The following is a 26,504-nucleotide window of genomic DNA, read 5'->3' on the forward strand; positions in this document are numbered from 1 at the left end:
CGGATGCAGTTCGCCGACTTCCATGCGGGCCAGGTCATCGAGGCCGGGCCCTATGTGCTCACCGAGGCCGAGCTGGTGCAGTTCGCGCGGGCCTACGACCCGCAGTGGTTCCACACCGATGCCGAAGCGGCCGCGCAGAGCCCCTTCGGCGGACTCATCGCCAGCGGCTGGCAGACCTGCGCCATCGCGATGCGGCTGGTGGTCGATGCGGTGCTGGCGGGGTCGGAGTCTTTCGCGTCCCCGGGGCTCGAACAGGTGCGCTGGCCCCACCCCGTGCGGCCCGGCGACACCCTGCGGCTGGTGGCCGAAGTGAGCGAGGTGCGACGCTCCGAGAAGCGCCCCACGCTGGGCATCCTGCGCTGGCGCTGGCGGCTGTTCAACCAGCGCGAGCAGATGGTGCTCGAGGTGGACGTGACCAGCCTTTTCAAGCTCAAGCCGGCGCCCTGAACGCACAAAAAAACCCGCAACGCGCGAGCGCTGCGGGTTTTCCGTGTGTGACAGACTTTATTTCTTACTTGGTCAGGTCGACGGCGCTGGAGCCCTTGGCCTTGCCGTTCGCCTTCACGCCAGCGCCCGATGCGCCGGGTGCCTTCAGGCCACTTCCGGCCGAGCCCGCGGCACCGGTCGCGCCGTTGAGCGTGCCGCCCACGGTATTCGTCAGACCGCCCGTGGTGTTGCCGACGGCGCCCGTGGCACCGCCCACCGCACCGGTCGCGCCGCCGAGGACGCCGCCTGCTGCGTTGCCCACGCCGCCTGCGGCATTGCCTGCACCGCCAGTATTCGCCGACGTGCCCGCCCCGGCGGCTGCGCCGGTGTTGGCGCCGGCGCTGCCCTGGGCTGGCGCCGTCTTCACGCCGGTCGAGGTGTTGACGTCGGTATTCACGCCCACGCCGACCCCCACGCCTTGCGCCTGCGCTGCACCGCTCACGGCCAGGAGGCCGGCGAGCAGGGCGCCGACGAAGATCTGCTTGTGTTGTTGTTGCTTCATGTGTGACTGTTCCTTTCGTTGAATGGTCACGAACCGGCTCTGGGCCAGTTCGGGTTGAACCTTCAACGTACCGGCACGTGTCGCCGTGTGCGCGACAGTCGTCCTTGCGTGTGGGATTTGGCTGTCAGCGGGATCCGGGGCTCGTGCGTTCGTGCCGGCCATCTATCGCCGGCAAAGACACTACGAGACGCAGGTGCAAACCGGCCGCAGGCCTGCGCCCGTCAACTCACGCAACTAATAATGTTGCATGAAAAGAGACGGCAAGCTTTCAGGCGTTCTCCACGTGCTGCTGCACATGGCCGAGATGGACGGCCCCGTCACCTCCGAGTCGCTCGCGGTCGCGATGCACACCAACCCGGTCGTCGTGCGCCGCGTCATGGCGGGGCTGCGGCAAGCAGGGTTCGTGAGTTCGGCCAGGGGCCACGGCGGCGGCTGGGTGCTGTCGTGCTCGCTGGATGCGGTGACGCTGGGCGACATCCACAACGCCTTGGGCGCGCCCGCGCTGCTGGCCATGGGCCACCGCACCGAAAGCCCGGGCTGCATCGTCGAGCAGGCCGTGAACGCGGCGCTCGACGGCGCCTGCCAGGAGGCCGAGGCCTTGCTGCTGCGGCGTTTCAACAGCATCACCCTGGCAGACCTGTCCAGGGACTTCCATCGCCGCATGACGGGCGGCAGCTTCACCTTGAAGGACATCGAACATGCGGCATGACGCCCTGATCGTGGGCGGCAGCTTTGCCGGCCTTTCCGCTGCGATGCAGTTGGCCCGTGCGCGCCGCAAGGTGTGCGTCGTCGACGCGGGTGCGCCGCGCAACCGCTTCGCCGCCCAGTCGCACGGTTTCTTCGGGCAGGACGGCGTGCCGCCGCTGAAGATGATTGCCGACGCGCGCGACAAGCTGCTCGCATACCCGACGGTCGAATACATCCAGGCCAGTGTCGTGGCCGCGAGCGCCGACGGCGCCGACGGATTCACCGCCACGCTGGACAACGGCGAACAGCGCTCGGCCCACAAGCTGCTGCTGGCCTTCGGCGTGCAGGACGGCCTGCCGGACATTCCCGGCGTGCGCGAGCGCTGGGGCACCAGCGTGCTGCATTGCCCCTACTGCCACGGCTACGAGTTCAGCGGCCGGCAGTTGGGCCTGCTGTTCGCCGGCGCGCTGCCGCCGGACCATGCGCTGCTGATCGCCGAGTGGGGGCCGGTCACGTTGTTCATGAACGGCAGCGACGCGCTCGACGCCGAGGTGCGCGCGAAGCTGCAGGCGCGCGGCGTGACCATCGAGCCGGGGCGCGTCGCCGGCCTCGAAGGCGCGGGAACCGACCTGGCCGGCGTGCGGCTAGGCGACGGGCGGCGGGTGCCGATCGAGGCGCTGTACGTGGTGCCGCGCACGCGGCCCGCCAGCCCGCTGGCCGGGCAGCTCGGCTGCGCCTTCGACGACGGCCCGCTCGGCCCGGTGCTGCGCGTCGACGCCATGAAGATGACGACCGTGCCCGGCGTGTACGCGGCGGGCGACCTCGCCATGGCCTTCACCAACGCCACGCTGGCCTCCGCCGACGGGCTCTCGGCCGGTGTGTCGCTGCATCGGTCGCTGGTGTTCGAGGCCTGATTTCACTTTTTTTCGCGAATTCGGCGAAAACGGCCCGAGACCACCCTATAATCTGAGGCTGTCGCGGGAATAGCTCAGTTGGTAGAGCGCAACCTTGCCAAGGTTGAGGTCGAGAGTTCGAGACTCTTTTCCCGCTCCAAATCGCGCAAAAAGGCCACCTCACAAGGGTGGCCTTTTTCATTGGCGCTCCGGTTCAGCCCCTCGCCGGCAACACCGTCCCCCGGCTCTCCCCGAACCCGATGCGCGCATGCCCGGGCTTCTCGCACCAGCCGCGCAGCAGCACCGCGTCGCCGTCTTCCAGGAAGCTGCGCTGCTCGCCGTTGGCCAGCGTGACCGGGCTTTGCCCCGCGCGCGCCAGCTCGATGATGGCGCCGGCCTCACCCTCGCCGGGCCCCGAGATCGTGCCGCTGCCGAACAGGTCGCCCGGGTTCAGGCTGCAGCCGCCCATCGTGTGGTGCGTGACCATCTGCGTCACGCTCCAGTACTGGTGCCTGAAGCTGGTGGACGACAGGCGCGACGGCCCGGTGTTTTCCTTGCGTGCCTTCTCGCTTTCGAGCCACACCTCCAGCCGGATGTCGAGCGTGCCGCTTTCGCGGTTGGCTGCGTTCTCCAGGTACGCCAGCGGTTGCGGCTCGTTCGCGGGCCGCGTCCATGCCTGCCGGTAGGGGGCGAGCGCCTCCATGGTCACGATCCACGGCGAAATCGTGGTCGCGAAGTTCTTCGCCAGGAAGGGCCCGAGCGGCGCCATCTCCCAGAACTGGATGTCGCGCGCCGACCAGTCGTTGAGCAGGCAGATGCCGAAGATGTGCTCCCCGGCGCGCTCGAGCGGAATCGGTTCGCCCTGCGCGTTGCCCGTGCCGATCCACACGCCCAGCTCCAGCTCGTAGTCGAGCCGCGCGCAGGCCTGGTGCGTTGGAGCCTTGGCGCCCGGTGCCATCGACTGCCCCATCGGCCGGTGAAAGCGCTGCCCGCTCACGCCGATGGTCGACACGCGCCCGTGGTACGCGGTGGGAATCCAGCGGAAGTTGGGCGTCACGTCGCCGTCGGGGTTCATCAGGCGGCTGATGTTCAGCGCATGGTCGATCGAGGTGTAGAAGTCGGTGTAGTCGCCGATGCGCGCGGGCACGGTGTATTCGACCTCGGCCTGCGGCACCAGGCACGTGCGCACCGCCTGCACGGTGGCATCGGGCGCGTCGTGCTTCAGCAGGTCGAACAGCGCGTGGCGCAACACCCGCCATGCGCCGCCGCCAAGCGCGAAGAAGTCGTTCAACGCAGGCAGCGCGGCCATGCGCGCCGCATCGAGGGCCGCACCGTCGAGCTGCCGGGAGCCGACCAGCGCCGCCAGGTCGAGCACCTGGTCGCCGATGGCCACGCCGCCGCGAAACGCCTCTGTGCTGCCCGCGCGGCGGAACACCGCATGCGGCAGGTTCTGGATCGGAAAGTCGCTGCCCGCGGCATGGGCCGATTCGACCCAGCTGCGTGCGTCGGCGTCGTGCGTGCGATTGAGTGCGCTCATCAAATGCCCCTTACACGGATGCCATCAGCGCGTCGTCGAAGATCGCGACCGCGCGCGTCCACCCCGCCGATGCGCCGCGGATCTTGTGGGGGAAGCAGCTGATGAAGAAGCCCGTGGGCGGCAGCACCTCCAGGTTGTGCAGCTTCTCGATGTGGCAGTAGCCGATGTCGCGCCCGGCCTTGTGGCCCTCCCAGATCAGCGAGGCGTCCTGCGTCTCGCCGTACTTCTTCGCGGTGTGCACGAAGGGCGCGTCCCAGCTCCAGGCGTCGGTGCCCGTCAGGCGCACGCCGCGCTCCAGCAGGTACATGGTGGCTTCGTAGCCCATGCCCGCGCCGGCCGACACGTAGTCGTTGTGGCCGTAGCGCGAGCCGGCGCGCGTGTTGACCACCACGATCTCCAGCGGGCTCAGCGTGTGGCCGATGCGCTGCAACTCGGCCTCGACGTCGGCGGCCGTCACCACGTAGCCGTCGGCGAAGTGGCGGAAGTCGAGCTTCACGCCCGGCTGGAAGCACCATTCGAGCGGCACGTCGTGGATGGCGATGGCGGGCTTCTTCTCGCCCAGCGCCTTGTCCATGGTCGAGTGAAAGTGATAGGGCGCATCGAGGTGCGTGCCGTTGTGCGTGGACAGCTGCACCAGCTCCACCGCCCAGCCTTCGCCGTCGGGCAGGTCCTCCTTCTTCAGGCCGGGGAAGAAGGGCTCGATCTGTTCGTAGGTCTGCTCGTGCGTGAAGTACTGGATCTTCGGCGCGAAGGCCGGCGGGTCGGACATCACGTCGTTCTCCAGAAAGATCGACAGGTCGACGAATTTGCGTGGCATGGGAAGGCTCCTTGTGTCTTCGTGTGGGAATAAGGAATCAGGGCTGCTGCCAGCGCAGCAGGCGTTGCTCGGCAAAGGCCAGCAGCGCATTGCTCACGAAGCCGATGAGGCCGAGCAGCACGATGCCGGCGAACAGGTCGCTGGCGCGAAAGGCGCGCGCGGCCAGAAGAATGGCCTGGCCCAGTCCGCTTTGCGAGGCGATCATTTCGCCCACCACCGCCACGATGAGCGCGATGGTCAGCGCCAGGCGCATGCCGGCCAGGATGTCGGGCATGGCGTTGGGCAGGCCCATCTTCCAGATGTACGCCGCGCGCGACATCTGCAGGCAGCGCGCCACCTCCGCCAGGCGCGGCTCCACGGCCGCGAAGCCGTGCACCGTGGCCAGCAGCACCGGCCACATCGCGCCGAAGGCCACCACGAAGAGCACCATGCCGGGGTTGAGCCCGAAGATGGAAATGGCCAGCGGCAGCAGCGCCGAGGCGGGCAGCGGGCGAATGAACTCCAGCGTGGGCTGCACCCACGCGCGCACCGCGGGCGACACGCCGATGGCTGCGCCCAGCACCACGCCGAACAGCGACGCGAGCAGCCAGCCTTCGACCATCCGGCCGACCGTGGCCTGCGTGAACGCCAGCAGCTCGCCCTTGCCTGCGTTCGTGCTGTCGCCCGAGAGGTTCAGCCCTTCGAGCAGGCTGGCGAGGGTGGCTTGGGGCGTCGGCAGGAACACACGGCTGACCCAGCCCGCGTTGCTCGCGACCCACCACAGCGCGACCAGCGCGAGCAGCACGCCCAGCGAGCCGAGCCAGTCCAGGCCGAAGCGGTTCGAGCGGTTCATGACAGCACGCCCATGCGCCGCGCGACCACGCGCTGCAGCAGCACCATGCCCACGTTCACCGCGAAGCCCACCACGCCGATCCACCCCAGCCACGCGAGCATCAGCGCGGGGTCGAAGCTCTGCTGCGCGATCATCATCGCGTAGCCCATGCCGTTCGGGTTGGCCGCGATCTCCACCGTCACGGCCACCACCAGCGCCACCGCCACGCCGAGCCGCAGCGCCACGAACAGGCGCGGCACGATGGCCGGCAGCACGATCTTGAAGGCCCGTTCGCGCGCCGACAGGCCCAGCACGCGGCTCACCTCCAGCAGGCGGGGCTCGATCTGCTGCACCGCCGACTGCACCAGCACCAGCAGCGGCCAGAAGGTGGCGAAGGCGACGATGGCCAGCTCCATGCGCACCCCGAAGCCGAAGCCCAGCATCGCCAGCGGAATCAGCGCCACCGAGGGCACGGGGCGCAGCACCTCGATGGACATGGACCCGAGCTGCGCCGCGCGGCGCGAGAGCCCGAGCACCAGGCCCCCTGCAATGCCGAGCACCGCTCCCAGCAGCAAACCGAGCGCAGCGGTGCCCAGCGTGAAGCCGGTGGCCTGCCACAGCGAGCCGTCCATCGCCGCGCCTGCGAAGGCCCTGGCCGCCGCGCTCGGCGGCGCGAGCGAATCGCTGCCCAGGGCGGCCGCGCGCCGCGCGTACCACTCGAATGCCGCGACCAGCAGGGCGGGAACCACCCACGGCCGCAGCCACCGAAGGACGCGGCGCTCAGTCATGGCCCTGCTCGATGAAGGCGAACAGCTCACGCCGCAACCGCAGGTACTCCGGATGCTCCTTCGTCGTGAGCTGGTCGCGCGGCCGCGGAATCTTCACGTCGATCATCCGCGCGAGGCTCGGCCGCCCCGGGCCCGGGTCGGCCTGCAGCGCGATCACGCGGTCGCCGAGGTAGATGGCTTCTTCCAGGTCGTGCGTGACGAACAGCACCGTGAGCCCGTCGTCGCGCACCAGCCGCGCCAGCTCGTCCTGCAGGCTCTGGCGCGTGAGCGCGTCCAGCGCGCCGAAGGGCTCGTCCATCATCATCAACTCGGGTTGCTGCGCGAGGCAGCGCGCAATCTGCGCGCGCTGCTGCATGCCGCCCGACAGCTGCACCGGAAACTTCTGCGCATGCTTCGCAAGGCCGACCTTGCCCAGCACGTCGGCGATGCGCGGCGCGCGCTCGGCCGCCGGCACGCCGGCCGCCTCGAGCGCCAGGCTCACGTTGCCCTCCACCGTGCGCCAGGGCAGCAGCGCGCGGCCGTAGTCCTGGAACACGAAGGCGACTTCGCGCGAGGGTTCGGTCATCTTCACGCCGTTGCGTCGAACGTCGCCCGCACTGGCCGTGACGAGCCCGCTGGCCGCGCGCAGCAGCGTGGTCTTGCCGCAGCCGCTCGGGCCGACGATGCAGACGAACTCGCCGCGTGCCACGTCGAACGAGGTGGGCGACAGGATCTCGCGTCCGCCCAGGCGGATGGCAACGCCGTCGAAGCGCAGGAAGGGGGTGGTCTGCATCGCGGGGCCGGCCTGCGAAGGGAAGCCGTTCGCCGACAGCGCGGCGCGCGCGGTGACAGGTGCGGGTGCCGAGATCACTTGGCCACCAGCTTCGTCACGTCGATGTTCGTCTTGAGCATGTCCTGCTCCTTCATCAGCCCGGTCCAGTAGGCGAGCTGCTTCTCGGTCACGACCGGACCGGGCGGCGAGATCTGCACCTTGGCCAGCACCTCGGGCGGCAGCTTGATGTACTTGCCGATGGCCGCGCGCACCTTGGCGTCGTTCTTGGCCTGCTGCATGAACGCGGCGGATTCGACCAGCGCCTCGCGAAAGGCGCGCGCCGCGCCCGGGTTCTTCGCCACCCATTCGCGCTTGGCCGCATGCACGATGGTCTGGTTGTTCTCGGGCAGGAAGGTCGAGTAGTACGAGGCCACGTAGCCCGCACCGCTTTCGGTGATGCGGCTCATGAACGGGTCGGCCGACACCACCGCGTCGACCGAGCCGCCGCGCAGCAGGTCGGCATGCTGAGGGAACGCGGCCTCCACGAAGTTGACCTTGCGGTAGTCCACGCCGCTGTCCTTCAGCCAGGCGCGGAAGGTCACGTGCAGGAAGGCGCCCAGGCCCGGCACGCCGATCTTCTTGCCCACGCAGTCCTGCGGGCCCTTGATGCCGGAGCCCGCGCGTGCCACCAGGCCGAAGCCGGTGATGGTCTTCGACGTGAGCCCGCCGCCGGCCACCAGCACCAGGTCGAGGCCGCCGTCCACCGCCTGCAGGAACACCGAGGGCGTGGGCCCGCCGATCTGCAGCGAGTCGGACTGCAGCGCCGCGGGAATGGTCGAGTTCAGCGGAATGAACTTGAGCTCCACGTCGAGGTTGCGCTTCTTGAAGTACCCCTCCTCGGCCGCCACGAACACCGAGGCGAAGTCGGTCACGGCGGTGTAGCCGAACACGATCTTCGTGTTGGCCTGCGCGAAGGCGGGCAGCGCGGCGGCGGCCGATGCCGCGGCCATCGCCGACAGCAGGGTGCGCCGTTTCATCGTGGGGGTCTTCGTCATGTCTTCTGTCTCCTGGGAGTGGTCTTCGTGCGTGGGGTCTTGACGGTCTTCGGACGCGGCAGCGCGGCGCGCAGCCCGCCGACGATGAAGCTCACCAGCATCGGCGCCACGGCCGGGTCGGCGCGCTTGTTCTCGCCGCGCGACAGCCGCTCGATGCGGGTGTCGTTCAGGTGATGCAACAGCGAGCCCAGCGCGAACTGGTAGCCCCAGGCGGCCTGGCTGCGCGTGGCGTGCGGCAGCGCGGTGTGCAGCGCGTCGATGTAGGCCTCGGCCAGCGGGTCGAAGTAGGCCCGCAGCACGCGGTCTGCCTCCTCGGTGGCGTGGTACAGCTCGCGCGCCACCAGCAGCGCGTAGTACTCGCCCTCGGCGCTCGCGCGCAGTGCCAGCACGGGCGCGGTGAAGGCATCGATGATGCGCGGCAGCGTGCGCGCGTCGTCGGGGGCGATGTCCACCGCGGCCAAGCCGGCGAGCCGCGCCTCGATGGAGTGGCCCCAGTGCTCGAAGATGGCGTGAAACAGCTCGTGCTTCTGGCCGTAGTAGTAGCCCACCAGCGCCAGCGGCACGCCGGCCTCCTCGGCGATCTGGCGGATCGTCACCACGTGGTAGCCGTGCCGTGCAAAAAGCTTCTCGGCCGCCAGCAGGATCGCCTGCTTGCGGTCGGGCCGCGCAGTCTCGGCGGCGACTGCGGCGGAACTCTGCGTCGGAGTGCGCGAGGCGCTGCGCCTTGCGGCAGGTGTGCGGATGCTCATGGAGGCGTATTGAACGCTTGTACAAAAACATTGAACACGCGTACAAACCCTGAGGTCAACCCTCATTGAGCACGGTCGTTCGCGGCGCTACGCTCGTGCCATGGCCGTTCCCAACATTCCCCAGATCCGTCTCTATCAAAACTGGCTGCGCGACGTGCGCGGCCTCTCGTTCGACAGCTACGACGCGCTGTGGCGCTGGTCGGTCACCGACCTCGACGCCTTCTGGCAGAGCCTTTGGGACTACGCCCGCATCGAGTCGCCCACGCCGCACACGGCGGTGCTCGCCGAGTCGCGCATGCCCGGCGCGCGCTGGTTCCCCGGCGCCCAGGTCAACTACGCGCGCGAGGTGCTGCGCCATGTCGACGCGGCACATGCGGCCGGCATGCCCGCCATCGTGAGCGACAACGAGCGCGGCGAGGTGCGCGAGATGTCATGGCCCGAAATGCGCCGCCAGGTCGCTTCGGCCGCGCTCACGCTCAAGTCGCTGGGCGTGCAGCGCGGCGACCGCGTGGCCGCCTACATGCCCAACGTGCCCGAGACCATGGTGGCCTTCCTGGCGTGCTCCAGCATCGGCGCCGTGTGGAGCGTGTGCGCGCCCGACATGGGCACCGCCGCCGTGGCCGACCGCTTCCGCCAGATCGAGCCCAAGGTGATGATCGCGGTGGACGGCGTGCACTACGGCGGCAAGGCGCTCGACCGCAGCACCGTGCTGCAGGAACTGCGCGCGCAGCTGCCAAGCGTGAAGAAGCTGGTGCTGGTGAAGACGCCCTACGCCGCGCAGACGGTGCCGCACGACGTCGAATGGCTGCACGCCACCGACCGCTACGACGACAGGGTCGCCGCCTTCGAGCCCGAGTGGCTGCCCTTCGACCACCCGATCTGGATCGTCTATTCGAGCGGCACCACCGGCCTGCCCAAGCCCATCGTGCACGGGCAGGGCGGCATCATCCTCACCATGCATGCCTGCGGCCTGCACAACGACGTGGGCGCGAGCTACGGCGCCAACAACTTCGGCGAGCGCTACCACTGGTACAGCTCTACCGGCTGGGTCATGTGGAACTCGCAGCTCTCGGGCATGGCCTTCGGCGCCACCATCTGCATCTACGACGGCAACCCGGCCGGCAGCAAGGACAAGCCCGACTGGGGTGTGCTGTGGCGCTTCGTGGCGCGACACAAGGTCACCTTCTTCGGCGCGGGCGCGGCCTATTTCACCAACTGCATGAAGGCCGGCCTGGTCGCGAAAGACTGCGGCGACCTGTCGCGCGTGCGTGCGCTCGGCAGCACCGGCTCGCCGCTGCCCGAAGAGGTGCAGCGCTGGGGCTCGCAGCAGGTGCTCGACGCGGGCTCCCCGGATGTGTGGTGGTGCAACATCTCGGGCGGCACCGACTTCTGCGGCGCCTTCGTCGGCGGCAACCGCGAACTGCCCGAAGTGCCGGGCCAGATGCAGTGCCGCGAACTCGGCCATGCGGTCGAGGCCTGGAACGAGAGCGGGCAGAGCGTCGTCGGCGAGGTGGGCGAGCTGGTGTGCACCCAGCCCATTCCGTCGATGCCGCTCTACCTGTGGGGCGACGAAGGCAACGCGCGCTACCTGTCGAGCTACTTCGACACCTACCCGGGCGTGTGGCGCCACGGCGACTGGATCAAGATCGGCGAAGACGGCGGCTGCGTCATCTACGGCCGCAGCGACGCCACCATCAACCGCCAGGGCCTGCGCATGGGCACCAGCGAGATCTACAGCGCGGTCGAGGCACTGCCCGAGGTGCTCGACTCGATGGTGGTCGACCTGGAGTACCTGGGCCGCGACAGCTACATGCCGCTGTTCGTGGTGCTGCGCCCCGGCGTGGCGCTGGACGACGCGATGCGCACGCGGCTGAACAACGCCATCAAGACCTCGCTGTCGCCGCGCTTTGTGCCCAACGACATCTTCCAGGTGGCCGAGATTCCGCGCACGCTGTCGGGCAAGAAGCAGGAGCTGCCGATCAAGAAGCTGCTGCTGGGCCAGCCGATCGAGAAGGTGGTCAACCGCGAGGCCATGGCCAACCCCGCGAGCCTCGACTGGTACGTGGCCTTTGCCGCGCAGCGCGCTGCCGCGGCCTCGGAAGCCGCAGCAGCCTAGGACGTCAGCAGCTCGTAGAGCACCATGCGCGTCTGCCGGCCGCGCAGCTCCACCAGCTCCTCGATGCGCCGCGTGTGCAGGCGGCCTTGCAGCCCGGCGAAGGTCACCTCCGACATCAGCATCTGCGTGCCAAGCTGCTTGTTGATGCCCTCGATGCGGCTCGCCACGTTGATGACGTCGCCGAAGGCCGTGTAAGACAGCCGGTCGTTCGAGCCCAGCACCCCCGCGATCACCGTGCCGGTATGGATGCCGATGCGCGTGCGGAATTCGGGCAGCCCCTGTGCCAGCCACTTGCGGTTGAGCTCGCTCATTTCCACATGCAGCTCGAGCGCCGCGAGGCAGGCCTTGTGTTCCGCGTCGGGCAGGTCGGCCGGCGCGCCCCACAGCACCATGATGCCGTCGCCGATGAACTTGTCGACCACGCCGCCGTGCCGCGCGAACACGCCGGTGGCCAGGTTGAAGTACTCGGTCAGCATGCCCACCAGCACGTCGGTGTCCAGCGACTCCGAGATCGAGGTGAAGCCTTCCACGTCGGTGAACATCACCGTGATGCGTCGCGGCGAGCCGTTGGGCGCGAGTGCGTGCCCTTCGGCCACCAGCTGGTTGATCACGTCCACGGGCACGAACTTGCTGAACGCCTTCAGGCTGCGCGCCGAGTCGTCCAGCGCCTGGTCCAGATGCTGGATCTCCAGCACGCGGCTCGGCTCGCGCGGCAGGTTGTCCAGTTCCAGCAGGCCGATGCGCCGCGCGATGTGCGAGAGGTTCTCCACCGGCGAGGTCACCAGCTTGGACAGCTTCAGCGACATGAGCAGCGCCATCGCCAGGAACACCAGCGCCAGCAGCAGCCCCCACAGCACCGCGCGGTGCAGGTCGCCCAGCAGCATTTCTTCGGGCACCCAGCTCACCAGCTGCCAGCCGGTGGCGGGAATGCGCGAGGTCTGCACCAGGTAGCGGCGCCCTTCGTGGGTGAACGAAAACGCCGTGTCGGTGCCGCTGCCGGCGGTGCCGTCGGCCACCATGTGCGCGTGCAGTGCGCCGAGCACACCGGTCGGCGCGTCCAGCTTGTGCAGCACGCCCGGCATGTCGCTGCGCGCGAGCACGCGGGCGTCCGAGCTCAGCAGCGCGCTGTCGCCGTAGCCGCCGCTGCTGAACTGCCGCACGAAGTCGGACAGCCGCCCCAGCGACACGTCGCCCGCTACCACCAGCGCCTGCGCGCTGCTGTCCGCATAGCGGCGCTTGCTGGGCAGCGCGTAGGTCACGCCCAGCTCCTGCGCGGCCGCGAACACGTAGGGCTGCGTCCAGACCGGGCCCTGCGTCTTGCTGGCCTGCAGGTACCAGCTGCGCTGCGTCGGGTCGTAGCTGCTGCGGTAGGACGCGATGCGCTGCGTGGCGTAGCGCTGCTGCACGTCGGCCTCTGCGTCCAGCGGCAGCTTGTACTGCCAGGTTTCCGTGGTGAAGCCCTGGCCGAGCTCGATGTGGCGCATGGCAGGCACCGGGTAGCGCAGGGCCATCAGCATCTGGCCGCGCTCGTTGCTCACGTAAATGCTGTCGAGCTCGGGCGACTGCTGCAGCAGCGTCCACAGCAGCTCGGACGTGTGTTCCACCTGGTCGCCCGCGGGCCGCAGGCTGGGTGCGGTGCCCACCGCGTTGATGACCGACTCGGCCTTCTGCAGGAAGGCCCGCACCTTGTCCTCGGTGCGGTCGTGGTTGGACTTGTGCGCGGACACGCCGATGCGCGACACCAGCCGCTGCGAGCCCCAGTAGCCCAGCGACACCAGCAGCAGCGACTGGGCCAGGGCCACGGCACTGACGATGGAGCCCACGTCGACCCTGAAGCGCCGCGAACGCCCGGGCGGTGGGGCCGTTGTCGAGGCGGCGGCGGGTTCTATCGACGGCTTTCCAGCCGCGGCCGGATGTCCGGACGAGTTCTTGTGCATACAGCTCCCTGGCAACCATCGGACACACCCGTGGCGCGAAGGCCGCGGGTCGGCCCGCGGGGAGCCCACGGCCCCGATCGTGTGTGTCAGGGATCCTGGTGAGTGCCGCAGGCGGGCTGGATTTTCGCTCGTCTTCGCGGATGGGGTGTCTCAGGCCTGTCTAGACCGCAGCGGCAGCGGGGCGGGCCGTGAGCGATGCCGCTCAGCGTGCGTCGTGGAAGATCAGGCCCAGCGTGTGCCGCCGGCCCGCGCGCAGCCGGCTCACGCCGTGGCGCATCGTCACGCGGTAGCTGCCGCGCGTGCCCGCCACCGGCCGCTGGTTGACCGCGAAGATCACCGCCTCGCCCTGCGCGAGCGACACCACGTCGGCGCGCGACTGCATGCGCGGGCGCTGCTCGGTCAGCACGAACTCGCCGCCGCTGAAGTCCTGCCCCGGCACGCTCAGCAGCACCGTGAGCTGCAGCGGAAACTGCAGGTCGCCGTACAGGTCCTGGTGCAGGCAGTTGTAGTCGCCTTCGTCGTAGCGCAGCAGCAGCGGCGTGGGGCGCAGCTGGCCCGCCGCGTGGCAGCGCGCCAGGTAGGCCGCGTGGTCGGGCGGGTAGTCGGCCGGCTGACCCATGGCGGCGGCCCACGCATTGGCCAGCGGTGCCAGCCGTTCGTACAGCGCGCCGCGCCATGCCGCGAGCTTCTTCGGCAGCGGGTACGCGAAGTACTGGTACTCGCCCTGGCCGAAGCCGTGGCGCTGCATCACGACGCGGCTGCGAAAGCGCTCGCCCTCGTCGTACATCGCAATGAGCGCGGCACATTCCTCGGGCGTGAAGAGGGGGCCGGCGACGGCGCAGCCGCGGGCGGCAAGGTCGGTTTCGATGCGGGGCCAGTCGAGGGCGGCGATGGTGCGCACAGGGGGGGCGGAGGTTTGCATGGGACCAGTGTCCGGGCGGCGGGCGGGCGATGCTGGCCGTTTTCGGACGCGATGCCAGCGGCGAGCGGGCATTCGTTCAAGGGCTGTCGCTGTGGGTCGCGCGGGATGCCCTTGGAAGCAAGGCCTTGATATGTTTGCGCAGCAGTGCCGGAGGGACCGAAGGCGCCATCTGCAGCATTTCCATGCACCTTTCCATGCGGCCGGGCCGCTGCAGCAAGGCATCGGCCGCTTTTGCAAGGTCGGTGTCGATGCTGTCGCCGTAGGCCTGCCGGGCCTTGTCTGTTGCGCGCTGGCGCAGCGTCTTGCCGGGCCGCATCATGGCCAGGTCGATCAGGTCCCGGCTGAACACGCCGTCGTCGGCCCAGCGGTCGGAATTGGCGAGCAGCTTGCTTGCCGCCATGTCCAGGGGCGTGAGCGTGGCGATGCCGCCGATGCGGTCGGCGGCACCCGGCGCTTCGAGCGCGATGCGTGCCTCGAGCACGATTTCGAACTTGATCTCCGTGCCGTCCACGCGAACGAGGGTTCGGATGCCGTATTGGTCGGCGCGGACTTCGCGTGCCTGCTGCAACCGGCTGCCTTCGCGGGCGAGTGCGCGCAGGCCTTCACTGCCGGTGACAAGCTGCCGCAGGCAGCGATAGCCCGCCACGTCCGACACGAGAAAGTTGATGTCCACCGATTCGCGGTACTCGCCATGCCGAAGCGCGATGGCGGTGCCCCCGCCGAACAGGCAATGGTTGTCTGCCAGCAGGTCGGCATTCAGCGCGGCGAGCACCTCGGCCACGCGGCGATGGTGTGCGCGTTCAAACATCCAGGGGCTTGCGACCGAGCGTGCGGGCCAGCTCGGCGAGCAACTGGCGTTCCTTGTCTTCGAGTGCCGATGGATCGGCGTGGCGCCAGTTGCGTTCGTAGGTGCCCCAGGCTTCTTCGGGGGTGAGCTCTGCGTCCGCCGGCAGTTGCCAGGCGAGACGGCGCAATTGCGGGAAATCGGCAACCCGCACGGTTGTCTTCGACGCGCGCGCGGAAGCAGGCGTTGCAATCTCGCTGGCGCGGCCTTCGAAAGGCGCAACCACCTCGACATCCAGCCCCAATGCCGCCAGCGCGTTCATGTAGGCCCCCATCGTGACGGACGGCTCCCCGCGTTCGATGCGATGCAGCGTCATGCGCGACATGCCCGCCGCCTCGGCGGCCGTGACGGCGCTGACCTTGAGTGCCTTTCGCCGGGCGTGAATGTGCCGGCCAAAGGCTTCAAGGCGTTGGCAGGCTCCTTGGGAGGTGGTGGGCGCAGTGGATGATTGAGTGACTTTTCAGTTTGGCCGACCTTGCCGCGCCTGCACTAGCAGCCAGTCGCTGAAGAACTTCAGCAGCGGCCGCTGGTCGGCGCGCTCCGGGGTGACCAGGTAGTAGTTCCGCTCGCCCGACAGCGGCCGCGCACACGCCACCACCAGCTCGCCGCGCGCCAGCTCGTCGGCCACCAGCATCGTCGGCATCAGCGCCACGCCCAGCCCGTGCGAGGCCGCCGCCGCGAGGATGGAGAACAGCTCGTAGCGCGGCCCGCCGCGCGCGTTCGGGGCGTCGACGTGCTGCGCGTCGAACCACTGGCGCCAGCCGTCGGGCCGCGTGCTCTGCTGCAGCAGCGGCATCTTCGCGACGGCGGCCGGCGCCACGGCCTTGCCGCGAGGCAGCAGCGAGGGGCTGCACACCGGCACCACGTCCTCGTGCATCAGCAGCAGCGCATGCGTGCCGGCCCAGTTCTCCACCTGCGCGGGCGTGCCGGCATACAGCGCGGCGTCGAACTCGGCGTCGGCGAACAGAAAGGGGCGGGTGCGCGTCTCGATGTGCACCACCACGTCGGGCTGCAGCGCCGCGAAGCCCTTCAGGCGCGGCATCAGCCAGCGCGTGGCGAAGGTGGGCACGGCGGCCAGCGACAGCGAGCCGCCTTCGCCCTGGTGCGCCATGGCGTCGAGCGCATCGCGTTCCATCGCCTGCAGCCGCAGGGCGGTTTGCCGCGCGTAGGCCGCGCCGCTGGCGGTGAGCGCCACGCCGTGGCGCGTGCGGCGGAACAGCGCCACGCCGAGGAAGGCTTCGAGCGTGCCGATCTGCCGCGACACCGCGCTCTGCGTGAGGGCGAGCTCCTGCGCGGCGCGGGTGTAGCTCTCGTGGCGCGCGGCGGCGTCGAAGCACACCAGGGTCTGCAGGGGCGGGATCTTGCGTCGCATGTATGACTGGAATGTATGAATGGGAACGGAGGCTCGCCAATGAAGATGCCGCTCCAACATCTTGCAAGACATTCTACGAACGCATATCTGGGTGCGGAATCCTCGTTTGCCTCGGGGGCCCCGGGTGGCTAGGATCGGGCCATTCCCCTCATTCTTTCCTCTTCCGGAGACAGCCACATGGCCGCCAAAGCGCAATTCCACTGGGACGACCCCCTTCTTCTCGACCAGCAACTGACCGACGAAGAACGCATGATCCGCGACGCGGCCAATGCCTACTGCCAGGAGCGCCTGGCGCCCCGCGTCATCGAGGGCTTCCGCAGCGGTGAAACCGACCCGGCCATCTTTCGCGAAATGGGCGCGCTCGGCCTGCTGGGCCCGACGATTCCCGAACAGTACGGCGGCCCCGGCCTCAACTACGTGGCCTACGGCCTGATCGCGCGCGAAGTCGAACGCGTCGACTCGGGCTACCGCTCGATGGCCAGCGTGCAGAGCTCGCTGGTGATGGTGCCCATCTTCGAATTCGGCACCGAAGGCCAGAAGCAGAAGTTCCTGCCCAAGCTCGCCACCGGCGAATGGATCGGCTGCTTCGGCCTGACCGAGCCCGACCACGGCTCCGACCCCGGCAGCATGGCCACGCGCGCCAAGAAGGTGCCGGGCGGCTACTCGCTCAGCGGCTCGAAGATGTGGATCAGCAACTCGCCCATCGCCGACGTGTTCGTGGTGTGGGCCAAGGAAGTCAGCGAGAGCGGCACGGTCGGCCCGATCCGCGGCTTCGTGCTCGAAAAGGGCATGAAGGGCCTGAGCGCCCCCGCCATCCACGGCAAGGTCGGCCTGCGCGCCAGCATCACCGGCGAGATCGTGATGGACGGCGTGTTCTGCCCCGAGGAAAACGCCTTCCCCGAAGTGCAGGGCCTGAAGGGTCCCTTCACCTGCCTGAACAGCGCGCGCTACGGCATCTCGTGGGGCGCCCTGGGTGCCGCCGAAGACTGCTGGCACCGCGCCCGCCAGTACACGCTGGACCGCAAGCAGTTCGGCCGCCCGCTGGCCGCCAACCAGCTCATCCAGAAGAAGCTGGCCGACATGCAGACCGAGATCACGCTGGGCCTGCAAGGCAGCCTGCGCCTGGGCCGCATGAAGGACGAAGGCACGGCCGCGGTGGAGATCACCTCGATCATGAAGCGCAACAACTGCGGCAAGTCGCTGGACATCGCCCGCATGGCGCGCGACATGATGGGCGGCAACGGCATCAGCGACGAGTTCGGCGTGGCACGCCACCTGGTGAACCTGGAAGTGGTCAACACCTACGAAGGCACGCACGACATCCACGCGCTCATCCTGGGCCGCGCCATCACCGGCATCGCAGCTTTCGCCAACTGATCGAAGGCATGAGCAACAAGCCCGCAGCACTCGACGGCATCAAGGTCCTCGATCTGTCCCGCGTGCTCGCGGGCCCGTGGTGCACGCAGATCCTGGCGGACCTGGGCGCCGACGTCGTCAAGATCGAGCGCCCCGGCGTGGGCGACGACACGCGCACCTGGGGCCCGCCCTTCATCAAGGACGCGAACGGCAACGACACCGACCAGGCCAGCTACTTCGCCGCCTGCAACCGCAACAAGCGCTCGGTCACCATCGACATGGCCACGCCCGAGGGGCAGGCGCTCCTGAAGCAGATGGCGGCGCAGGCCGACATCGTGGTGGAGAACTTCAAGACCGGCGGCCTTGCGCAATACGGCCTCGACCAGGAAAGCCTGCGCGCGGCCAACCCGCGCCTCATCTACTGCAGCGTGACCGGCTTCGGCCACGACGGCCCCTACGCCGAGCGCGCGGGCTACGACCTGATGATCCAGGCCATGACCGGCATGATGAGCATCACCGGCCGTCCCGACGACGTGCCCGGCGGCGGCCCGCTGCGCGTGGGCGTGGCGCTGACCGACCTGTTCACCGGCGTGTACGCCAGCACCGCCATCCTGGCGGCGCTGCAGGTGCGCGACCGCACCGGCGAAGGCCAGCACATCGACATGGCGCTGCTCGACGTGGGCATGGCCATCCTCGCCAACCAGGCCAGTGCCTTCCTCAACACCGGCGAAGCGCCGCAGCGCCAGGGCAACACGCACCCGAGCCTGGCGCCCTACCAGGACTTTGCGACGCAGGACGGCGCGATGCTGCTGGCCGTGGGCAACAACGGCCAGTTCGCGCGCTTCTGCGAAGCGGCCGGCCACCCCGAATGGGCGACCGACGCGCGCTTTGCGACCAACACGCTGCGCGTGAAGCACCGCGGGGTGCTGATTCCGATGATGGAAGAACTCACGCGCACCCGCACCACGGCCGCGTGGGTCACGCTGCTCGAGGACAAGGCCGTGCCTTGCGGCCCGATCAACGACATCGCGCAGGCCTTCGACGACGCGCAGGTCCAGGCGCGCGGCCTCAAGGTGACGCTGCCGCGCGATGCGGGCGACGGCATCACGAGCATCACCGGCGTAGCGAGCCCGCTGCGCCTGTCGGCCACGCCACCCGTGCTGCGCCACGCGCCGCCGGCGCTGGGGCAGCACACGCAGGAGGTGCTGGCGGAAATGGGCATCGGCGGCGAGCGCTTCGACGCCTTGCGCGCGGCCGGCGTGGTCTGACGCGGCGCCACCCTCGAGCGCACCGATCCGGCGGCCTGATGGCCGCCGTTTTCTTTTCTGATTTGTACGCCACTGTGTCCGGGTGGCGCGGCGTACACACGCGCATGCAAACAGGCGGGGGGCTCGACACATCGGAGATACAGCCGGTCGATGTAATTCATTCATCGCCACCGACGGACACCCCACAGAGGAGGCGATGGTGCTCCAACCCGCTTCATCTTCACCTCATCTCCGAAAGACACTGTCATGCAAACCACCAAGCTCCTGCTCGTTGCCGCCGCGCTTTGCGCATTCGCCGCCGGCGCCTCCGCCGAGGACTACCAGGGCGTCCTCCAGTTCCACTCGAGCGCAAGCCGCTCAGCCGTGCAGGCTGGCGGTGTCGCCGCCGCGCACAGCGCCGACCCGTATGCGGACGGCGCATCGGCCGGTGTGCCCACCGTCGTGGCCGGCCTGGGCGACCGTGCCCGGGCGCGCGCCGACGCCATCGCCGCGGCCCGTGCCGGAAACATCTACGGCGACGGTGCGGGCGCCGGCCCGGCCGAGCGTTTCGCGAGCACGCTGGACCGCGCCACGGTGCGCGCGCAGGCCGTCGCCGCCGCCCACGGCATCGATCGCCTCGCGCTCTGAGCTTCTCTCTCGCCCATCCTCATCTCGTCCAGGAATTTCCCATGACCGACAAGCAAGTCCTCTACACCGGCAAGACCCACACCACGGGCGGGCGCCTCGGCGCCTCGCGCAGCAGCGACGGCCACCTCGACATCCAGCTGTCGCCGCCCGGCGGCAACGGCACCGGCACCAACCCCGAGCAGTTGTTCGCCGCAGGCTGGTCGGCCTGCTTCATCGGCGCGATGGGCAAGGCCGCCGGCGCGATGAAGATCAAGCTGCCGGTCGATCTGGCCGTCGATGCCGAGGTCGATCTCGTCAACGAGGAAGGGCAGTACTTCCTGCAGGCGCGCCTGAACGTGAGCCTGCCGGGCCTCGACCGCGACACCGCGCGCGACGTGGTCCACACCGCGCACCAGACCTGCCCGTACTCCAAGCTCACGCGCGGCAACATCGAGGTCGAGCTCAACCTGGTCTGAACCTCGGCGGCTGCCGGGCTTCGGGGAGCGACCGGACGTCGCCGGGCGGGGGGCTGACCCCTAACCCGCGCGCCCGACGATCGCCACCGCGAACACCACCACGCCCAGCACCAGGTTCATTCCCACCAGCTGGCGCACCGTGTTCAGCAGCGAAGCCGCCTTCGGCCACTCGCTGTCGGCCACCGCGCGCCGCAGCGCCTTGAACACCGAGGCGCGGATGTACACGTAGATCGCGGCCATCACGATGGCGAGGCCCATCATGGCCTGCACGTGCCAGTGCACGGAACGAAAGCCGCCGGTCGCCAGGATCATCACCACGCCGGTCACGAACAGCAGCGCGACCGACGCATCCACGCCCACGAAGAAGCGCCGCAGCGTCGCGGCCATCATGCGCAGGCGCAGCGGCGGCTCCAGCGTGGCGACGGCGGCGGGGCGCACCGCGAAATGCATGGTCGCCATGCCGCCGACCCAGAAGGCGGCGCACAGCAGGTGGATGAAAAGCGGGATGACATAGGACATGGGGCCCGATCAGAACACCGATGGGCCGCATCGCGCAACGTGGCCCGTCATGCGGCCACGCCACGCCGGCGCGTGGCTGGCCGCGTGGCTGGCCGTGTGGCCGGGCGCTTCTCGGGCCCCGTCGGGGTCTCGGCATAGCGCCGCATGTCCGTCACGATGCACCGCAGCAGCTCCGCCGCGGCGGGCGACAGCATGCGCCCGTGGCGCGACACGATGTGGGAGCGGCCCTGCGACAGCAACGGGTTCTTCATCGGCAGCTCGACCACTTCCGGGTGGGTGGCATTGGGCGTGAGCGAGATGCGCGTGCCCAGCGCGTACCCCAGCCCTGCCGACACGAAATGCCCGAGCGCGCTGAACGAGGTGGTGGTCAGCACCGAGGGCAGCCGCACGCCCTCGCTGACCTCGGCCGCCTCGATGTGCTGGCGCACGCCGAAGTTGCGGTGCAGCGTGGCGCCGGGGTAGGGCACCAGGTCGGCCAGCTTCAGTGGCCGGCCCAGCCGTGCGAGCGGGTGCGAAGCCAGCACCAGCGCCTGGATCGGCTGCGGGTGCGACTGGTGCGACGTGAGCCGCTCGTCCTTGGGCGGCTGGAACAGCATGCCGATGTGGGCGCGCTCCTCGACCACGCGCTGCACGATCTCGTCGGTGCTGGCCACGTCCAGGTCGATGGTGATCTTCGGGTGCGTGGTCATGAAGTCGCGCAGGCTGTGGCGCATGAGCCAGTCGACGTAGCCCTCGCCGGCCACCACGTCGATGTGGCCGCGCTCGATCTTGCGGATGCTGTCCATCTGCGCCATGAGGTGCTGCTTCTGGCTGTTCTGCCGGCGCACGTAGCCGGCCAGCATCTGCCCCGCGTCGGTGGGCGCCACGCCGCGGCCGTGGCGCTCCAGCAGCGGCACGCCGCATTCCTGCTCGAGCAGGCCGATGGCGCGGCTCACGGCCGAGGGGTCCATGTCGAGCACGTCGGCGGCACCGCGCACCGAGCCGCTGTCGAGCACCTGCATGAAGTAGCGCACGCGGCGCGTGTCGAGCTTGTCGTCCATGGCCCGGTCTCCTGAAGTTCGTGGCGAGTGTTGCATTTGGTGCATCGAATATCCCGATTTACTGTCATTGATGCAAGAGGCCCGCAGGCAGAAACTCGCCCGGATTGCCACAGACCGAGCCCCCCGCGCCATGAACCCTGCCGCCTCCGCCCACCCGGCCCTCGCCGCCGCCGCGCCCTCCGCCGGCGCCTCCGGAAAACTCAAGCTCGCGCTCGTCACGCTGGCCATCGTGGCCGCGGCCGAGCTCATCGGCCCGGCGCAGTTCAGCGTCGGCCCCGGCAAGGTGGCGCTGCTGCCGATGCTGTGGGCGCTGCTGATCGCGGCCGTGTGGGGCATCGCGCACCGCCGCATGCCGGGCGTGGTGCGCGTGGCGACCGCCGAGCAATCGTTCGCCGGCGGCCTGCTCAACGCGGGCCTGCTGCTCTTCATCGTGAAGCTGGGCCTGACCGTGGGCGCCGCGCTGCCGCAGATCAGGCAGGCCGGCTGGGCGCTGCTGTTCCAGGAGTTCGGCCATGCGCTGGGCACCCTGGCGCTCGGCCTGCCGCTGGCGCTGCTGTTGGGCATCAAGCGCGAGGCGGTGGGCGCCACTTTTTCCGTGGGCCGCGAGGGCAACCTGGTGATCATCGGAGAGAAGTACGGCATGGCCTCGCCCGAAGGCCGCGGCGTGCTGGCCGAGTACATCACCGGCACGGTGCTGGGCGCGCTCTTCATCGCGGTGCTGGCGGGCTTCATTGCGAGCCTGCACATCTTCGATCCGCGCTCGCTGGCCATGGGCGCCGGCGTGGGCTCGGGCAGCCTGATGGCTGCTGCGCTGGGCGCCATTGCCGCGCAGAACCCGCCCGAGATGCTGCCGCAGCTCACCGCGATCGCCGCCGCATCGAACCTGCTGACCACGGTGGCGGGTTTCTACTTCACGCTCTTCCTGTCGTTGCCGCTGTGTTCGTGGCTGTACGGCAAGCTGGAGCCGGTGCTGGGCCGCCTGTCGAAGCGCGGCGCGCAGGACGCCGCGGGCACGGGTGCCGTGTCGCAGGTGAGCGTGGCGCACGGCGGCGCGCTGCCGTTTCGCGACACGCTCATCGCCTGGGCGGTGGTGGGCGGCGGCGTGCTCATCGGCAATTCGCTGACCTACAAGGTGCCGGTGCTGGTGTCGCTCGAAGGCGTGGCCGCGGTGGTGCTGATTGCGCTGGTGGTCGAAGGCATCAAGCGCCTCGCGCCGCGCCTGCCGATGGTGCTGGTGCTGTCGGTGGTGGCCACCGTGGTGGGCATTCCGGGGCTGTTCCCGTTCTCCGACGCGCTGATCGGCATCACGTCCAAGCTCAACTTCCTGGCCTTCACCACGCCGGTGCTGGCGCTGGCCGGCTTCTCGGTGGCGAAAGACCTGCCGGTGTTCCGCCAGCTGGGCTGGCGCATCGTGGTGGTGTCGCTCACCGCCACCGCTGGCACCTTCCTCGGCGCCACGCTCATCGCCGAATTCTTCCACTGACACGACAACCCCACGAGAGACCCACGCCATGTACCGCGACCCCGAAATTGCCGAAGACACCCGTGCCCGCATGCTCAGCTGGCGCCGCGACATCCACGCCAACCCCGAGACCGCTTTCGAGGAACACCGCACTGCCAACGTCGTCGCCAATGCGCTGATGCTGATGGGCCTGCCGGTGCACCGCGGCCTGGCCGGCACCGGCGTGGTCGGCACGCTGAAGAACGGCGAGGGCCCGAGCATCGCGTTGCGCGCCGACCTCGACGCGCTCAACATGCAGGAGCTGGGCACGCAGGCGCATGCGTCCAGGTGCGTCGGCAAGATGCACGCCTGCGGCCACGACGGCCACACCGCCATGCTGCTGGGCGCGGCCGAGCACCTGTCGCGCCACAAGCCCTTCAAGGGCACGGTGCAGTTCGTGTTCCAGCCCGCCGAGGAGAACGAGGGCGGCGGCCGCGTGATGGTGGAAGAGGGGCTGTTCGACCAGTTCCCTGCCGATGCCGTCTACGGCATGCACAACTTCCCGGGCCTGGCGCGCGGCAAGTTCGCCATCCGCAAGGGCACCATGACGGCCTTTCTGGACACCTTCGAGATCGTCGTCACCGGCAAGGGCAGCCATGGCGCCATGCCCGAGACCGGCATCGACTCGGTGGTGGTCTCGGCCCAGCTCATCAACGCGCTGCAGACCATCGTGAGCCGCCGCACCGGCGCCACCGACTCGGCCGTGGTGAGCGTCACGCAGATCCACGGCGGCGACACCTGGAACGTGATTCCCGAGACGGTGGTGCTGCGCGGCACCGTGCGCACGCTGGACGCGGCCATCCAGGACAAGACCCAGGCCGCGATGCAGCAGATCTGCGACGGCGTGGCCGCCACGCACGGCGCCCGCGTGGCGCTGGACTACCGCCGCGGCTACCCCGGCGTGGTCAACACGCCCGCCGAGACCGACGCGGCCATTGCCGCGGCCGCCAGCCTGGTCGAGCGCGCGCAGGTGCACACCGACATTCCGCCGGCCATGGGCTCGGAAGACTTCGCCTTCATGCTGCAGAAGCGCCCGGGCGCCTACATCGGCATCGGCGCGGGCGAGGGCCCGAACGACCCGAACGTGCACAACCCGTACTACGACTTCAACGACAACATCCTGCCGCTGGGTGCGGCGTACTGGGTGGCGCTGGTCAAGCAGCAGTTGCCGCTTGCCTGAAGCGCCGATGCTGTCCGCCTTCGACATCTTCAAGATCGGCATCGGCCCGTCGAGCTCGCACACCGTGGGCCCGATGCGCGCGGCACTGATGTTCGCGCGCTCGCTCGAAAGCCGCGGCGTGCTGGCGCAGGTGGCGCGGCTGCAGGTGGACCTGTTCGGCTCGCTCGGCGCCACGGGCCACGGGCACGCCACCGATCAGGGCGTGATCCTGGGCCTGCTCGGCGACGCGCCCGACACGGTGCGGCCCGAGAGCGTGCAGCCGCGGCTCGACGCGCTGCGCCGCACCGGGCAGCTGAGCCTGCTCGGCACCATGCCGATGGCCTTCGACCGCGTGCGCGACATCGCGTTTCGCGGCGAGGAATCGCTGCCCGAGCATCCCAACGCGATGCGCTTCACGGCTTTCGCGGCCGAGGGCCGCACGCTGGCCGAGGGCACCTACTTCTCGGTCGGCGGCGGCTTCGTCGTCGAGGGCGGCCAGGCCGTGGCCGCGACGGTGGCCGCGGCCGCCGCCGTGCCGCATCCCTTCACCACCGGCGACGAACTCATGGCGCAATGCGAGGCCACCGGCCTCTCGGTGGCCGCATTGGTCATGCGCAACGAATGCGCGTGGCGCCCCGAGGCGGACGTGCGCAGCGGCCTGCTGCGCATCTGGCAGGTGATGCAGCAGTGCGTGCAGCGCGGCTTCGGCATCGACAACCCATTGGCCGCGCAAGCGCTGCCTGGTCCGCTGCGCATGCGCCGCCGCGCACCGGAGCTAAACCGCGAACTGCTGGCCCAGGCCGGCGCGGCCGACCCGCTGGCGGTGATGGACTGGGTCAATGCCTTCGCCATGGCGGTGAACGAGGAGAACGCGGCGGGCGGGCGCGTCGTCACCGCGCCCACCAACGGCGCGGCGGGCGTGGTGCCCGCGGTGATGCACTACTACCAGCGCTTCGTGCCGCAAGCGAGCGACGAAGGCATCGTCGACTTCCTGCTCACCGCCGCGGCCATCGGCATGCTCTACAAGACCAACGCCTCCATCTCGGGCGCGGAGGTCGGCTGCCAGGGCGAGGTGGGCGTGGCCTGCTCCATGGCGGCCGGCGCGCTGGCCGCGGTGCTCGGCGCCACGCCGGCGCAGGTCGAGAACGCGGCCGAGATCGGCATGGAGCACAACCTCGGCCTCACCTGCGACCCGGTCGGCGGCATGGTGCAGATCCCGTGCGTGGAGCGCAACGCGATGGGCGCGGTGAAGGCCATCAACGCGGCGCGCATGGCGCTGCGCGGCGACGGCAGCCACTACGTGTCGCTCGACGCCGTGATCCGCACCATGAAGCAGACCGGCGAGGACATGAAGTCGACCTACAAGGAGACTTCGCTGGGCGGTCTCGCGGTGAACGTGGTGGAGTGCTGAGCGGGCTGCGCGCAGAATGCGGGCTCCTTGCCACGCACGCAGAAAGCCGAGGCTCCATGACCCGCTCCGTCGACCAGAAACGCGCCGACTTCCGCGCGCTCCACACCAGGGACTGCTTCGTCATCCCGAACCCCTGGGACACGGGCAGCGCGCGCTACCTCGAAGGCCTGGGCTTCAAGGCGCTGGCCACCACCAGCTCCGGCTTCGCGTGGTCGCACGGCCACGCCGATGGCGCGATGTCGCGCGACGCCATCCTGGCCCACCTGCGCGAACTGGTGGCGGCCACCGACCTGCCGGTGAACGCCGACTTCGAGAACGGCTTTGCCGCCGATGCGCAGGGCGTGGCCGAAAGCGTGCGCCTGGCCGTCGAGACCGGCGTGGCGGGCCTGTCCATCGAGGACGCGACCGGCAATGCGGCCGAGCCGCTCTTTGCCATCGACGTGGCGGTCGAGCGCCTGCGCGCAGCGCGCAAGGCCATCGACGCGTCGGGCGCCGACGTGATGCTTGTCGGCCGCGCCGAGAACTTCTTCGCCGGCCGGCCCGACCTCGACGACACGCTCGCGCGGCTCAAGGCCTATGCGAATGCGGGCGCCGACTGCCTCTATGCGCCCGGCATCAAGACCCGCGAGCAGATCGCCGCCGTGGTTGCCGCCGCCGGGCCCAGGCCCGTCAACCTGCTGGTGGGCGGCGCGAGCGAGCTGACCATGGTGGACATCGCCGAACTGGGCGTGCGCCGCGTCAGCGTGGGCGGCGGCATGGCGCGCGCCGCGTGGGGCGGCTTCCTGCAAGCGGCGCGCACGCTGGCGGACCAGGGCCGCTTCGACGGCTTCGCCGACGCCGCGCCGGGCGCCGAACTCAACGCCTTCTTCCGGCCGTTCGCCGGTTGAGGGCCGCCGCGCAA

At 69.6% G+C, this 26,504-nt stretch carries 27 protein-coding genes and 1 tRNA gene; 13 read left to right on the forward strand and 15 right to left on the reverse strand.

The annotated features are described in order from the left end of the window. Nucleotides 1–3 precede the first annotated feature (3 nt). Nucleotides 4–447, forward strand: coding sequence for a MaoC family dehydratase (locus AC1DJH_RS11585; RefSeq protein WP_478185779.1), 444 nt, complete (start codon nucleotides 4–6; stop codon nucleotides 445–447). Between the two features lie 64 nt (nucleotides 448–511). Here AC1DJH_RS11585 and AC1DJH_RS11590 read toward each other — a convergent pair whose 3' ends face one another. Beyond that, nucleotides 512–988: an adhesin gene (locus tag AC1DJH_RS11590; RefSeq protein ID WP_478185780.1), complete on the reverse strand. Its 477-nt coding sequence runs from the start codon at nucleotides 986–988 to the stop codon at nucleotides 512–514. A 247-nt stretch (nucleotides 989–1,235) separates the two neighbouring features. On the opposite strand from AC1DJH_RS11590, the gene AC1DJH_RS11595 reads away from it, so the two are divergent. From AC1DJH_RS11595 to AC1DJH_RS11605, 3 genes are all read left to right on the forward strand, one after another. Continuing rightward, nucleotides 1,236–1,697: an RrF2 family transcriptional regulator gene (locus AC1DJH_RS11595; protein WP_478185781.1), complete on the forward strand. Its 462-nt coding sequence runs from the start codon at nucleotides 1,236–1,238 to the stop codon at nucleotides 1,695–1,697. Further along, on the forward strand, nucleotides 1,687–2,589 hold the full coding sequence (locus AC1DJH_RS11600) for an NAD(P)/FAD-dependent oxidoreductase (RefSeq protein WP_472113431.1): 903 nt from the start codon (nucleotides 1,687–1,689) through the stop codon (nucleotides 2,587–2,589). Before AC1DJH_RS11595 ends, AC1DJH_RS11600 begins: the two co-directional genes overlap by 11 nt. Before the next feature lie 63 nt (nucleotides 2,590–2,652). Continuing rightward, a tRNA-Gly gene (locus AC1DJH_RS11605) sits at nucleotides 2,653–2,728 on the forward strand. Between the two features lie 54 nt (nucleotides 2,729–2,782). On the opposite strand, the gene fahA is transcribed toward AC1DJH_RS11605, so the two are convergent. Genes fahA through AC1DJH_RS11640 form a run of 7 tightly spaced genes read right to left on the reverse strand, consistent with a single transcriptional unit; the run spans nucleotide 2,783 to nucleotide 9,076 of the window. After that, nucleotides 2,783–4,105 (reverse strand): fumarylacetoacetase, encoded by a 1,323-nt coding sequence (gene fahA / locus AC1DJH_RS11610; RefSeq protein WP_478185782.1) that lies wholly within the window; start codon nucleotides 4,103–4,105, stop codon nucleotides 2,783–2,785. A gap of 10 nt (nucleotides 4,106–4,115) precedes the next feature. Continuing rightward, nucleotides 4,116–4,922, reverse strand: a complete 807-nt coding sequence (locus AC1DJH_RS11615) for a cyclase family protein (RefSeq protein ID WP_435486525.1) — start codon at nucleotides 4,920–4,922, stop codon at nucleotides 4,116–4,118. Between the two features lie 37 nt (nucleotides 4,923–4,959). Continuing rightward, nucleotides 4,960–5,754, reverse strand: coding sequence for an ABC transporter permease (locus AC1DJH_RS11620; protein WP_472113437.1), 795 nt, complete (start codon nucleotides 5,752–5,754; stop codon nucleotides 4,960–4,962). Continuing rightward, nucleotides 5,751–6,521, reverse strand: coding sequence for an ABC transporter permease (locus tag AC1DJH_RS11625; RefSeq protein ID WP_478185783.1), 771 nt, complete (start codon nucleotides 6,519–6,521; stop codon nucleotides 5,751–5,753). Before AC1DJH_RS11625 ends, AC1DJH_RS11620 begins: the two co-directional genes overlap by 4 nt. Then, complete coding sequence (locus AC1DJH_RS11630) at nucleotides 6,514–7,371, reverse strand: ABC transporter ATP-binding protein (RefSeq protein WP_478185784.1); 858 nt, start codon at nucleotides 7,369–7,371, stop codon at nucleotides 6,514–6,516. Before AC1DJH_RS11630 ends, AC1DJH_RS11625 begins: the two co-directional genes overlap by 8 nt. Continuing rightward, nucleotides 7,368–8,327, reverse strand: a complete 960-nt coding sequence (locus tag AC1DJH_RS11635) for an ABC transporter substrate-binding protein (protein WP_478185785.1) — start codon at nucleotides 8,325–8,327, stop codon at nucleotides 7,368–7,370. Before AC1DJH_RS11635 ends, AC1DJH_RS11630 begins: the two co-directional genes overlap by 4 nt. Further along, nucleotides 8,324–9,076 (reverse strand): TetR/AcrR family transcriptional regulator, encoded by a 753-nt coding sequence (locus AC1DJH_RS11640; protein ID WP_472113448.1) that lies wholly within the window; start codon nucleotides 9,074–9,076, stop codon nucleotides 8,324–8,326. The genes AC1DJH_RS11635 and AC1DJH_RS11640 overlap by 4 nt, the downstream gene beginning before the upstream one ends. 100 nt (nucleotides 9,077–9,176) lie before the next feature. Here AC1DJH_RS11640 and AC1DJH_RS11645 point away from each other — a divergent pair, with 100 nt between their 5' ends. Beyond that, complete coding sequence (locus AC1DJH_RS11645) at nucleotides 9,177–11,192, forward strand: acetoacetate--CoA ligase (protein ID WP_478185786.1); 2,016 nt, start codon at nucleotides 9,177–9,179, stop codon at nucleotides 11,190–11,192. On the opposite strand, the gene AC1DJH_RS11650 is transcribed toward AC1DJH_RS11645, so the two are convergent. The 5 genes from AC1DJH_RS11650 to AC1DJH_RS11670 all read right to left on the reverse strand — a co-directional run bounded on the left by AC1DJH_RS11650 (nucleotide 11,189) and on the right by AC1DJH_RS11670 (nucleotide 16,267). Next, entirely contained in the window at nucleotides 11,189–13,129 is a 1,941-nt protein-coding gene (locus AC1DJH_RS11650) for an adenylate/guanylate cyclase domain-containing protein (protein WP_478185787.1), read from the reverse strand. The genes AC1DJH_RS11645 and AC1DJH_RS11650 overlap by 4 nt on opposite strands. 202 nt (nucleotides 13,130–13,331) lie before the next feature. Further along, entirely contained in the window at nucleotides 13,332–14,051 is a 720-nt protein-coding gene (locus AC1DJH_RS11655) for a 2OG-Fe(II) oxygenase (protein ID WP_478185788.1), read from the reverse strand. A 76-nt stretch (nucleotides 14,052–14,127) separates the two neighbouring features. Continuing rightward, on the reverse strand, nucleotides 14,128–14,859 hold the full coding sequence (locus tag AC1DJH_RS11660) for a nucleotidyl transferase AbiEii/AbiGii toxin family protein (RefSeq protein WP_478185789.1): 732 nt from the start codon (nucleotides 14,857–14,859) through the stop codon (nucleotides 14,128–14,130). Next, complete coding sequence (locus tag AC1DJH_RS11665; protein ID WP_472113636.1) at nucleotides 14,852–15,280, reverse strand: helix-turn-helix domain-containing protein; 429 nt, start codon at nucleotides 15,278–15,280, stop codon at nucleotides 14,852–14,854. The genes AC1DJH_RS11660 and AC1DJH_RS11665 overlap by 8 nt, the downstream gene beginning before the upstream one ends. A 75-nt stretch (nucleotides 15,281–15,355) precedes the next feature. Beyond that, nucleotides 15,356–16,267, reverse strand: coding sequence for a LysR substrate-binding domain-containing protein (locus tag AC1DJH_RS11670; protein ID WP_478185790.1), 912 nt, complete (start codon nucleotides 16,265–16,267; stop codon nucleotides 15,356–15,358). A gap of 177 nt (nucleotides 16,268–16,444) precedes the next feature. Here AC1DJH_RS11670 and AC1DJH_RS11675 point away from each other — a divergent pair, with 177 nt between their 5' ends. From AC1DJH_RS11675 to AC1DJH_RS11690, 4 genes are all read left to right on the forward strand, one after another. Beyond that, a complete protein-coding gene (locus tag AC1DJH_RS11675; RefSeq protein WP_435445906.1) occupies nucleotides 16,445–17,644 on the forward strand; it encodes an acyl-CoA dehydrogenase in 1,200 nt (399 codons plus the stop codon). An 8-nt stretch (nucleotides 17,645–17,652) separates the two neighbouring features. Then, complete coding sequence (locus AC1DJH_RS11680; RefSeq protein WP_478185791.1) at nucleotides 17,653–18,891, forward strand: CaiB/BaiF CoA transferase family protein; 1,239 nt, start codon at nucleotides 17,653–17,655, stop codon at nucleotides 18,889–18,891. A gap of 246 nt (nucleotides 18,892–19,137) precedes the next feature. Continuing rightward, nucleotides 19,138–19,518, forward strand: coding sequence for a helicase SNF2 (locus AC1DJH_RS11685; RefSeq protein WP_478185792.1), 381 nt, complete (start codon nucleotides 19,138–19,140; stop codon nucleotides 19,516–19,518). Between the two features lie 41 nt (nucleotides 19,519–19,559). Next, nucleotides 19,560–19,973 carry an organic hydroperoxide resistance protein gene (locus tag AC1DJH_RS11690; RefSeq protein WP_472113471.1) on the forward strand — a complete coding sequence of 138 codons (414 nt, stop codon included), beginning with the start codon at nucleotides 19,560–19,562 and terminating at the stop codon, nucleotides 19,971–19,973. 60 nt (nucleotides 19,974–20,033) lie between these two features. Here AC1DJH_RS11690 and AC1DJH_RS11695 read toward each other — a convergent pair whose 3' ends face one another. Together AC1DJH_RS11695 and AC1DJH_RS11700 are read right to left on the reverse strand one after the other, a co-directional pair. Further along, a complete protein-coding gene (locus tag AC1DJH_RS11695; protein ID WP_478185793.1) occupies nucleotides 20,034–20,492 on the reverse strand; it encodes a CopD family protein in 459 nt (152 codons plus the stop codon). Nucleotides 20,493–20,539: 47 nt separating this feature from the next. Further along, entirely contained in the window at nucleotides 20,540–21,532 is a 993-nt protein-coding gene (locus AC1DJH_RS11700) for a LysR family transcriptional regulator (RefSeq protein ID WP_478185794.1), read from the reverse strand. Nucleotides 21,533–21,662: 130 nt separating this feature from the next. Between AC1DJH_RS11700 and AC1DJH_RS11705 the strand changes: the two genes are divergently transcribed. The 4 genes from AC1DJH_RS11705 to AC1DJH_RS11720 are packed head-to-tail and all read left to right on the forward strand — an operon-like array spanning nucleotide 21,663 to nucleotide 26,490. Then, the gene (locus AC1DJH_RS11705; protein WP_478185795.1) at nucleotides 21,663–23,015 is read left to right on the forward strand and encodes a DUF3100 domain-containing protein; all 1,353 of its coding nucleotides are present in this window, start codon (nucleotides 21,663–21,665) and stop codon (nucleotides 23,013–23,015) included. Nucleotides 23,016–23,043: 28 nt separating this feature from the next. Beyond that, nucleotides 23,044–24,213: a M20 aminoacylase family protein gene (locus AC1DJH_RS11710; RefSeq protein ID WP_435496335.1), complete on the forward strand. Its 1,170-nt coding sequence runs from the start codon at nucleotides 23,044–23,046 to the stop codon at nucleotides 24,211–24,213. 7 nt (nucleotides 24,214–24,220) lie between these two features. Next, entirely contained in the window at nucleotides 24,221–25,603 is a 1,383-nt protein-coding gene (locus AC1DJH_RS11715; RefSeq protein WP_478185842.1) for an L-serine ammonia-lyase, read from the forward strand. Nucleotides 25,604–25,659: 56 nt separating this feature from the next. Beyond that, complete coding sequence (locus AC1DJH_RS11720; RefSeq protein ID WP_478185796.1) at nucleotides 25,660–26,490, forward strand: isocitrate lyase/PEP mutase family protein; 831 nt, start codon at nucleotides 25,660–25,662, stop codon at nucleotides 26,488–26,490. Nucleotides 26,491–26,504: the final 14 nt, after the last annotated feature.

It is taken from the genome of Variovorax sp. 10N412 (genome assembly GCF_056394985.1).

What these genes read in the sequence shown, in the direction of transcription:
- AC1DJH_RS11680 (WP_478185791.1), top strand. Translation starts at nt 17,653, where the DNA reads ATGAGCAACAAGCCCGCAGCACTCGACGGCATCAAGGTCCTCGATCTG.
- AC1DJH_RS11590 (WP_478185780.1), bottom strand. Translation starts at nt 988, where the DNA reads ATGAAGCAACAACAACACAAGCAGATCTTCGTCGGCGCCCTGCTCGCC.
- AC1DJH_RS11645 (WP_478185786.1), top strand. Translation starts at nt 9,177, where the DNA reads ATGGCCGTTCCCAACATTCCCCAGATCCGTCTCTATCAAAACTGGCTG.
- AC1DJH_RS11695 (WP_478185793.1), bottom strand. Translation starts at nt 20,492, where the DNA reads ATGTCCTATGTCATCCCGCTTTTCATCCACCTGCTGTGCGCCGCCTTC.
- AC1DJH_RS11615 (WP_435486525.1), bottom strand. Translation starts at nt 4,922, where the DNA reads ATGCCACGCAAATTCGTCGACCTGTCGATCTTTCTGGAGAACGACGTG.
- AC1DJH_RS11705 (WP_478185795.1), top strand. Translation starts at nt 21,663, where the DNA reads ATGAACCCTGCCGCCTCCGCCCACCCGGCCCTCGCCGCCGCCGCGCCC.
- AC1DJH_RS11585 (WP_478185779.1), top strand. Translation starts at nt 4, where the DNA reads ATGCAGTTCGCCGACTTCCATGCGGGCCAGGTCATCGAGGCCGGGCCC.
- AC1DJH_RS11640 (WP_472113448.1), bottom strand. Translation starts at nt 9,076, where the DNA reads ATGAGCATCCGCACACCTGCCGCAAGGCGCAGCGCCTCGCGCACTCCG.
- AC1DJH_RS11670 (WP_478185790.1), bottom strand. Translation starts at nt 16,267, where the DNA reads ATGCGACGCAAGATCCCGCCCCTGCAGACCCTGGTGTGCTTCGACGCC.
- AC1DJH_RS11685 (WP_478185792.1), top strand. Translation starts at nt 19,138, where the DNA reads ATGCAAACCACCAAGCTCCTGCTCGTTGCCGCCGCGCTTTGCGCATTC.
- AC1DJH_RS11690 (WP_472113471.1), top strand. Translation starts at nt 19,560, where the DNA reads ATGACCGACAAGCAAGTCCTCTACACCGGCAAGACCCACACCACGGGC.
- AC1DJH_RS11620 (WP_472113437.1), bottom strand. Translation starts at nt 5,754, where the DNA reads ATGAACCGCTCGAACCGCTTCGGCCTGGACTGGCTCGGCTCGCTGGGC.
- AC1DJH_RS11650 (WP_478185787.1), bottom strand. Translation starts at nt 13,129, where the DNA reads ATGCACAAGAACTCGTCCGGACATCCGGCCGCGGCTGGAAAGCCGTCG.
- AC1DJH_RS11675 (WP_435445906.1), top strand. Translation starts at nt 16,445, where the DNA reads ATGGCCGCCAAAGCGCAATTCCACTGGGACGACCCCCTTCTTCTCGAC.
- AC1DJH_RS11625 (WP_478185783.1), bottom strand. Translation starts at nt 6,521, where the DNA reads ATGACTGAGCGCCGCGTCCTTCGGTGGCTGCGGCCGTGGGTGGTTCCC.
- AC1DJH_RS11710 (WP_435496335.1), top strand. Translation starts at nt 23,044, where the DNA reads ATGTACCGCGACCCCGAAATTGCCGAAGACACCCGTGCCCGCATGCTC.
- AC1DJH_RS11720 (WP_478185796.1), top strand. Translation starts at nt 25,660, where the DNA reads ATGACCCGCTCCGTCGACCAGAAACGCGCCGACTTCCGCGCGCTCCAC.
- AC1DJH_RS11635 (WP_478185785.1), bottom strand. Translation starts at nt 8,327, where the DNA reads ATGACGAAGACCCCCACGATGAAACGGCGCACCCTGCTGTCGGCGATG.
- AC1DJH_RS11660 (WP_478185789.1), bottom strand. Translation starts at nt 14,859, where the DNA reads ATGTTTGAACGCGCACACCATCGCCGCGTGGCCGAGGTGCTCGCCGCG.
- AC1DJH_RS11655 (WP_478185788.1), bottom strand. Translation starts at nt 14,051, where the DNA reads ATGCAAACCTCCGCCCCCCCTGTGCGCACCATCGCCGCCCTCGACTGG.
- fahA (WP_478185782.1), bottom strand. Translation starts at nt 4,105, where the DNA reads ATGAGCGCACTCAATCGCACGCACGACGCCGACGCACGCAGCTGGGTC.
- AC1DJH_RS11715 (WP_478185842.1), top strand. Translation starts at nt 24,221, where the DNA reads ATGCTGTCCGCCTTCGACATCTTCAAGATCGGCATCGGCCCGTCGAGC.
- AC1DJH_RS11600 (WP_472113431.1), top strand. Translation starts at nt 1,687, where the DNA reads ATGCGGCATGACGCCCTGATCGTGGGCGGCAGCTTTGCCGGCCTTTCC.
- AC1DJH_RS11595 (WP_478185781.1), top strand. Translation starts at nt 1,236, where the DNA reads ATGAAAAGAGACGGCAAGCTTTCAGGCGTTCTCCACGTGCTGCTGCAC.
- AC1DJH_RS11700 (WP_478185794.1), bottom strand. Translation starts at nt 21,532, where the DNA reads ATGGACGACAAGCTCGACACGCGCCGCGTGCGCTACTTCATGCAGGTG.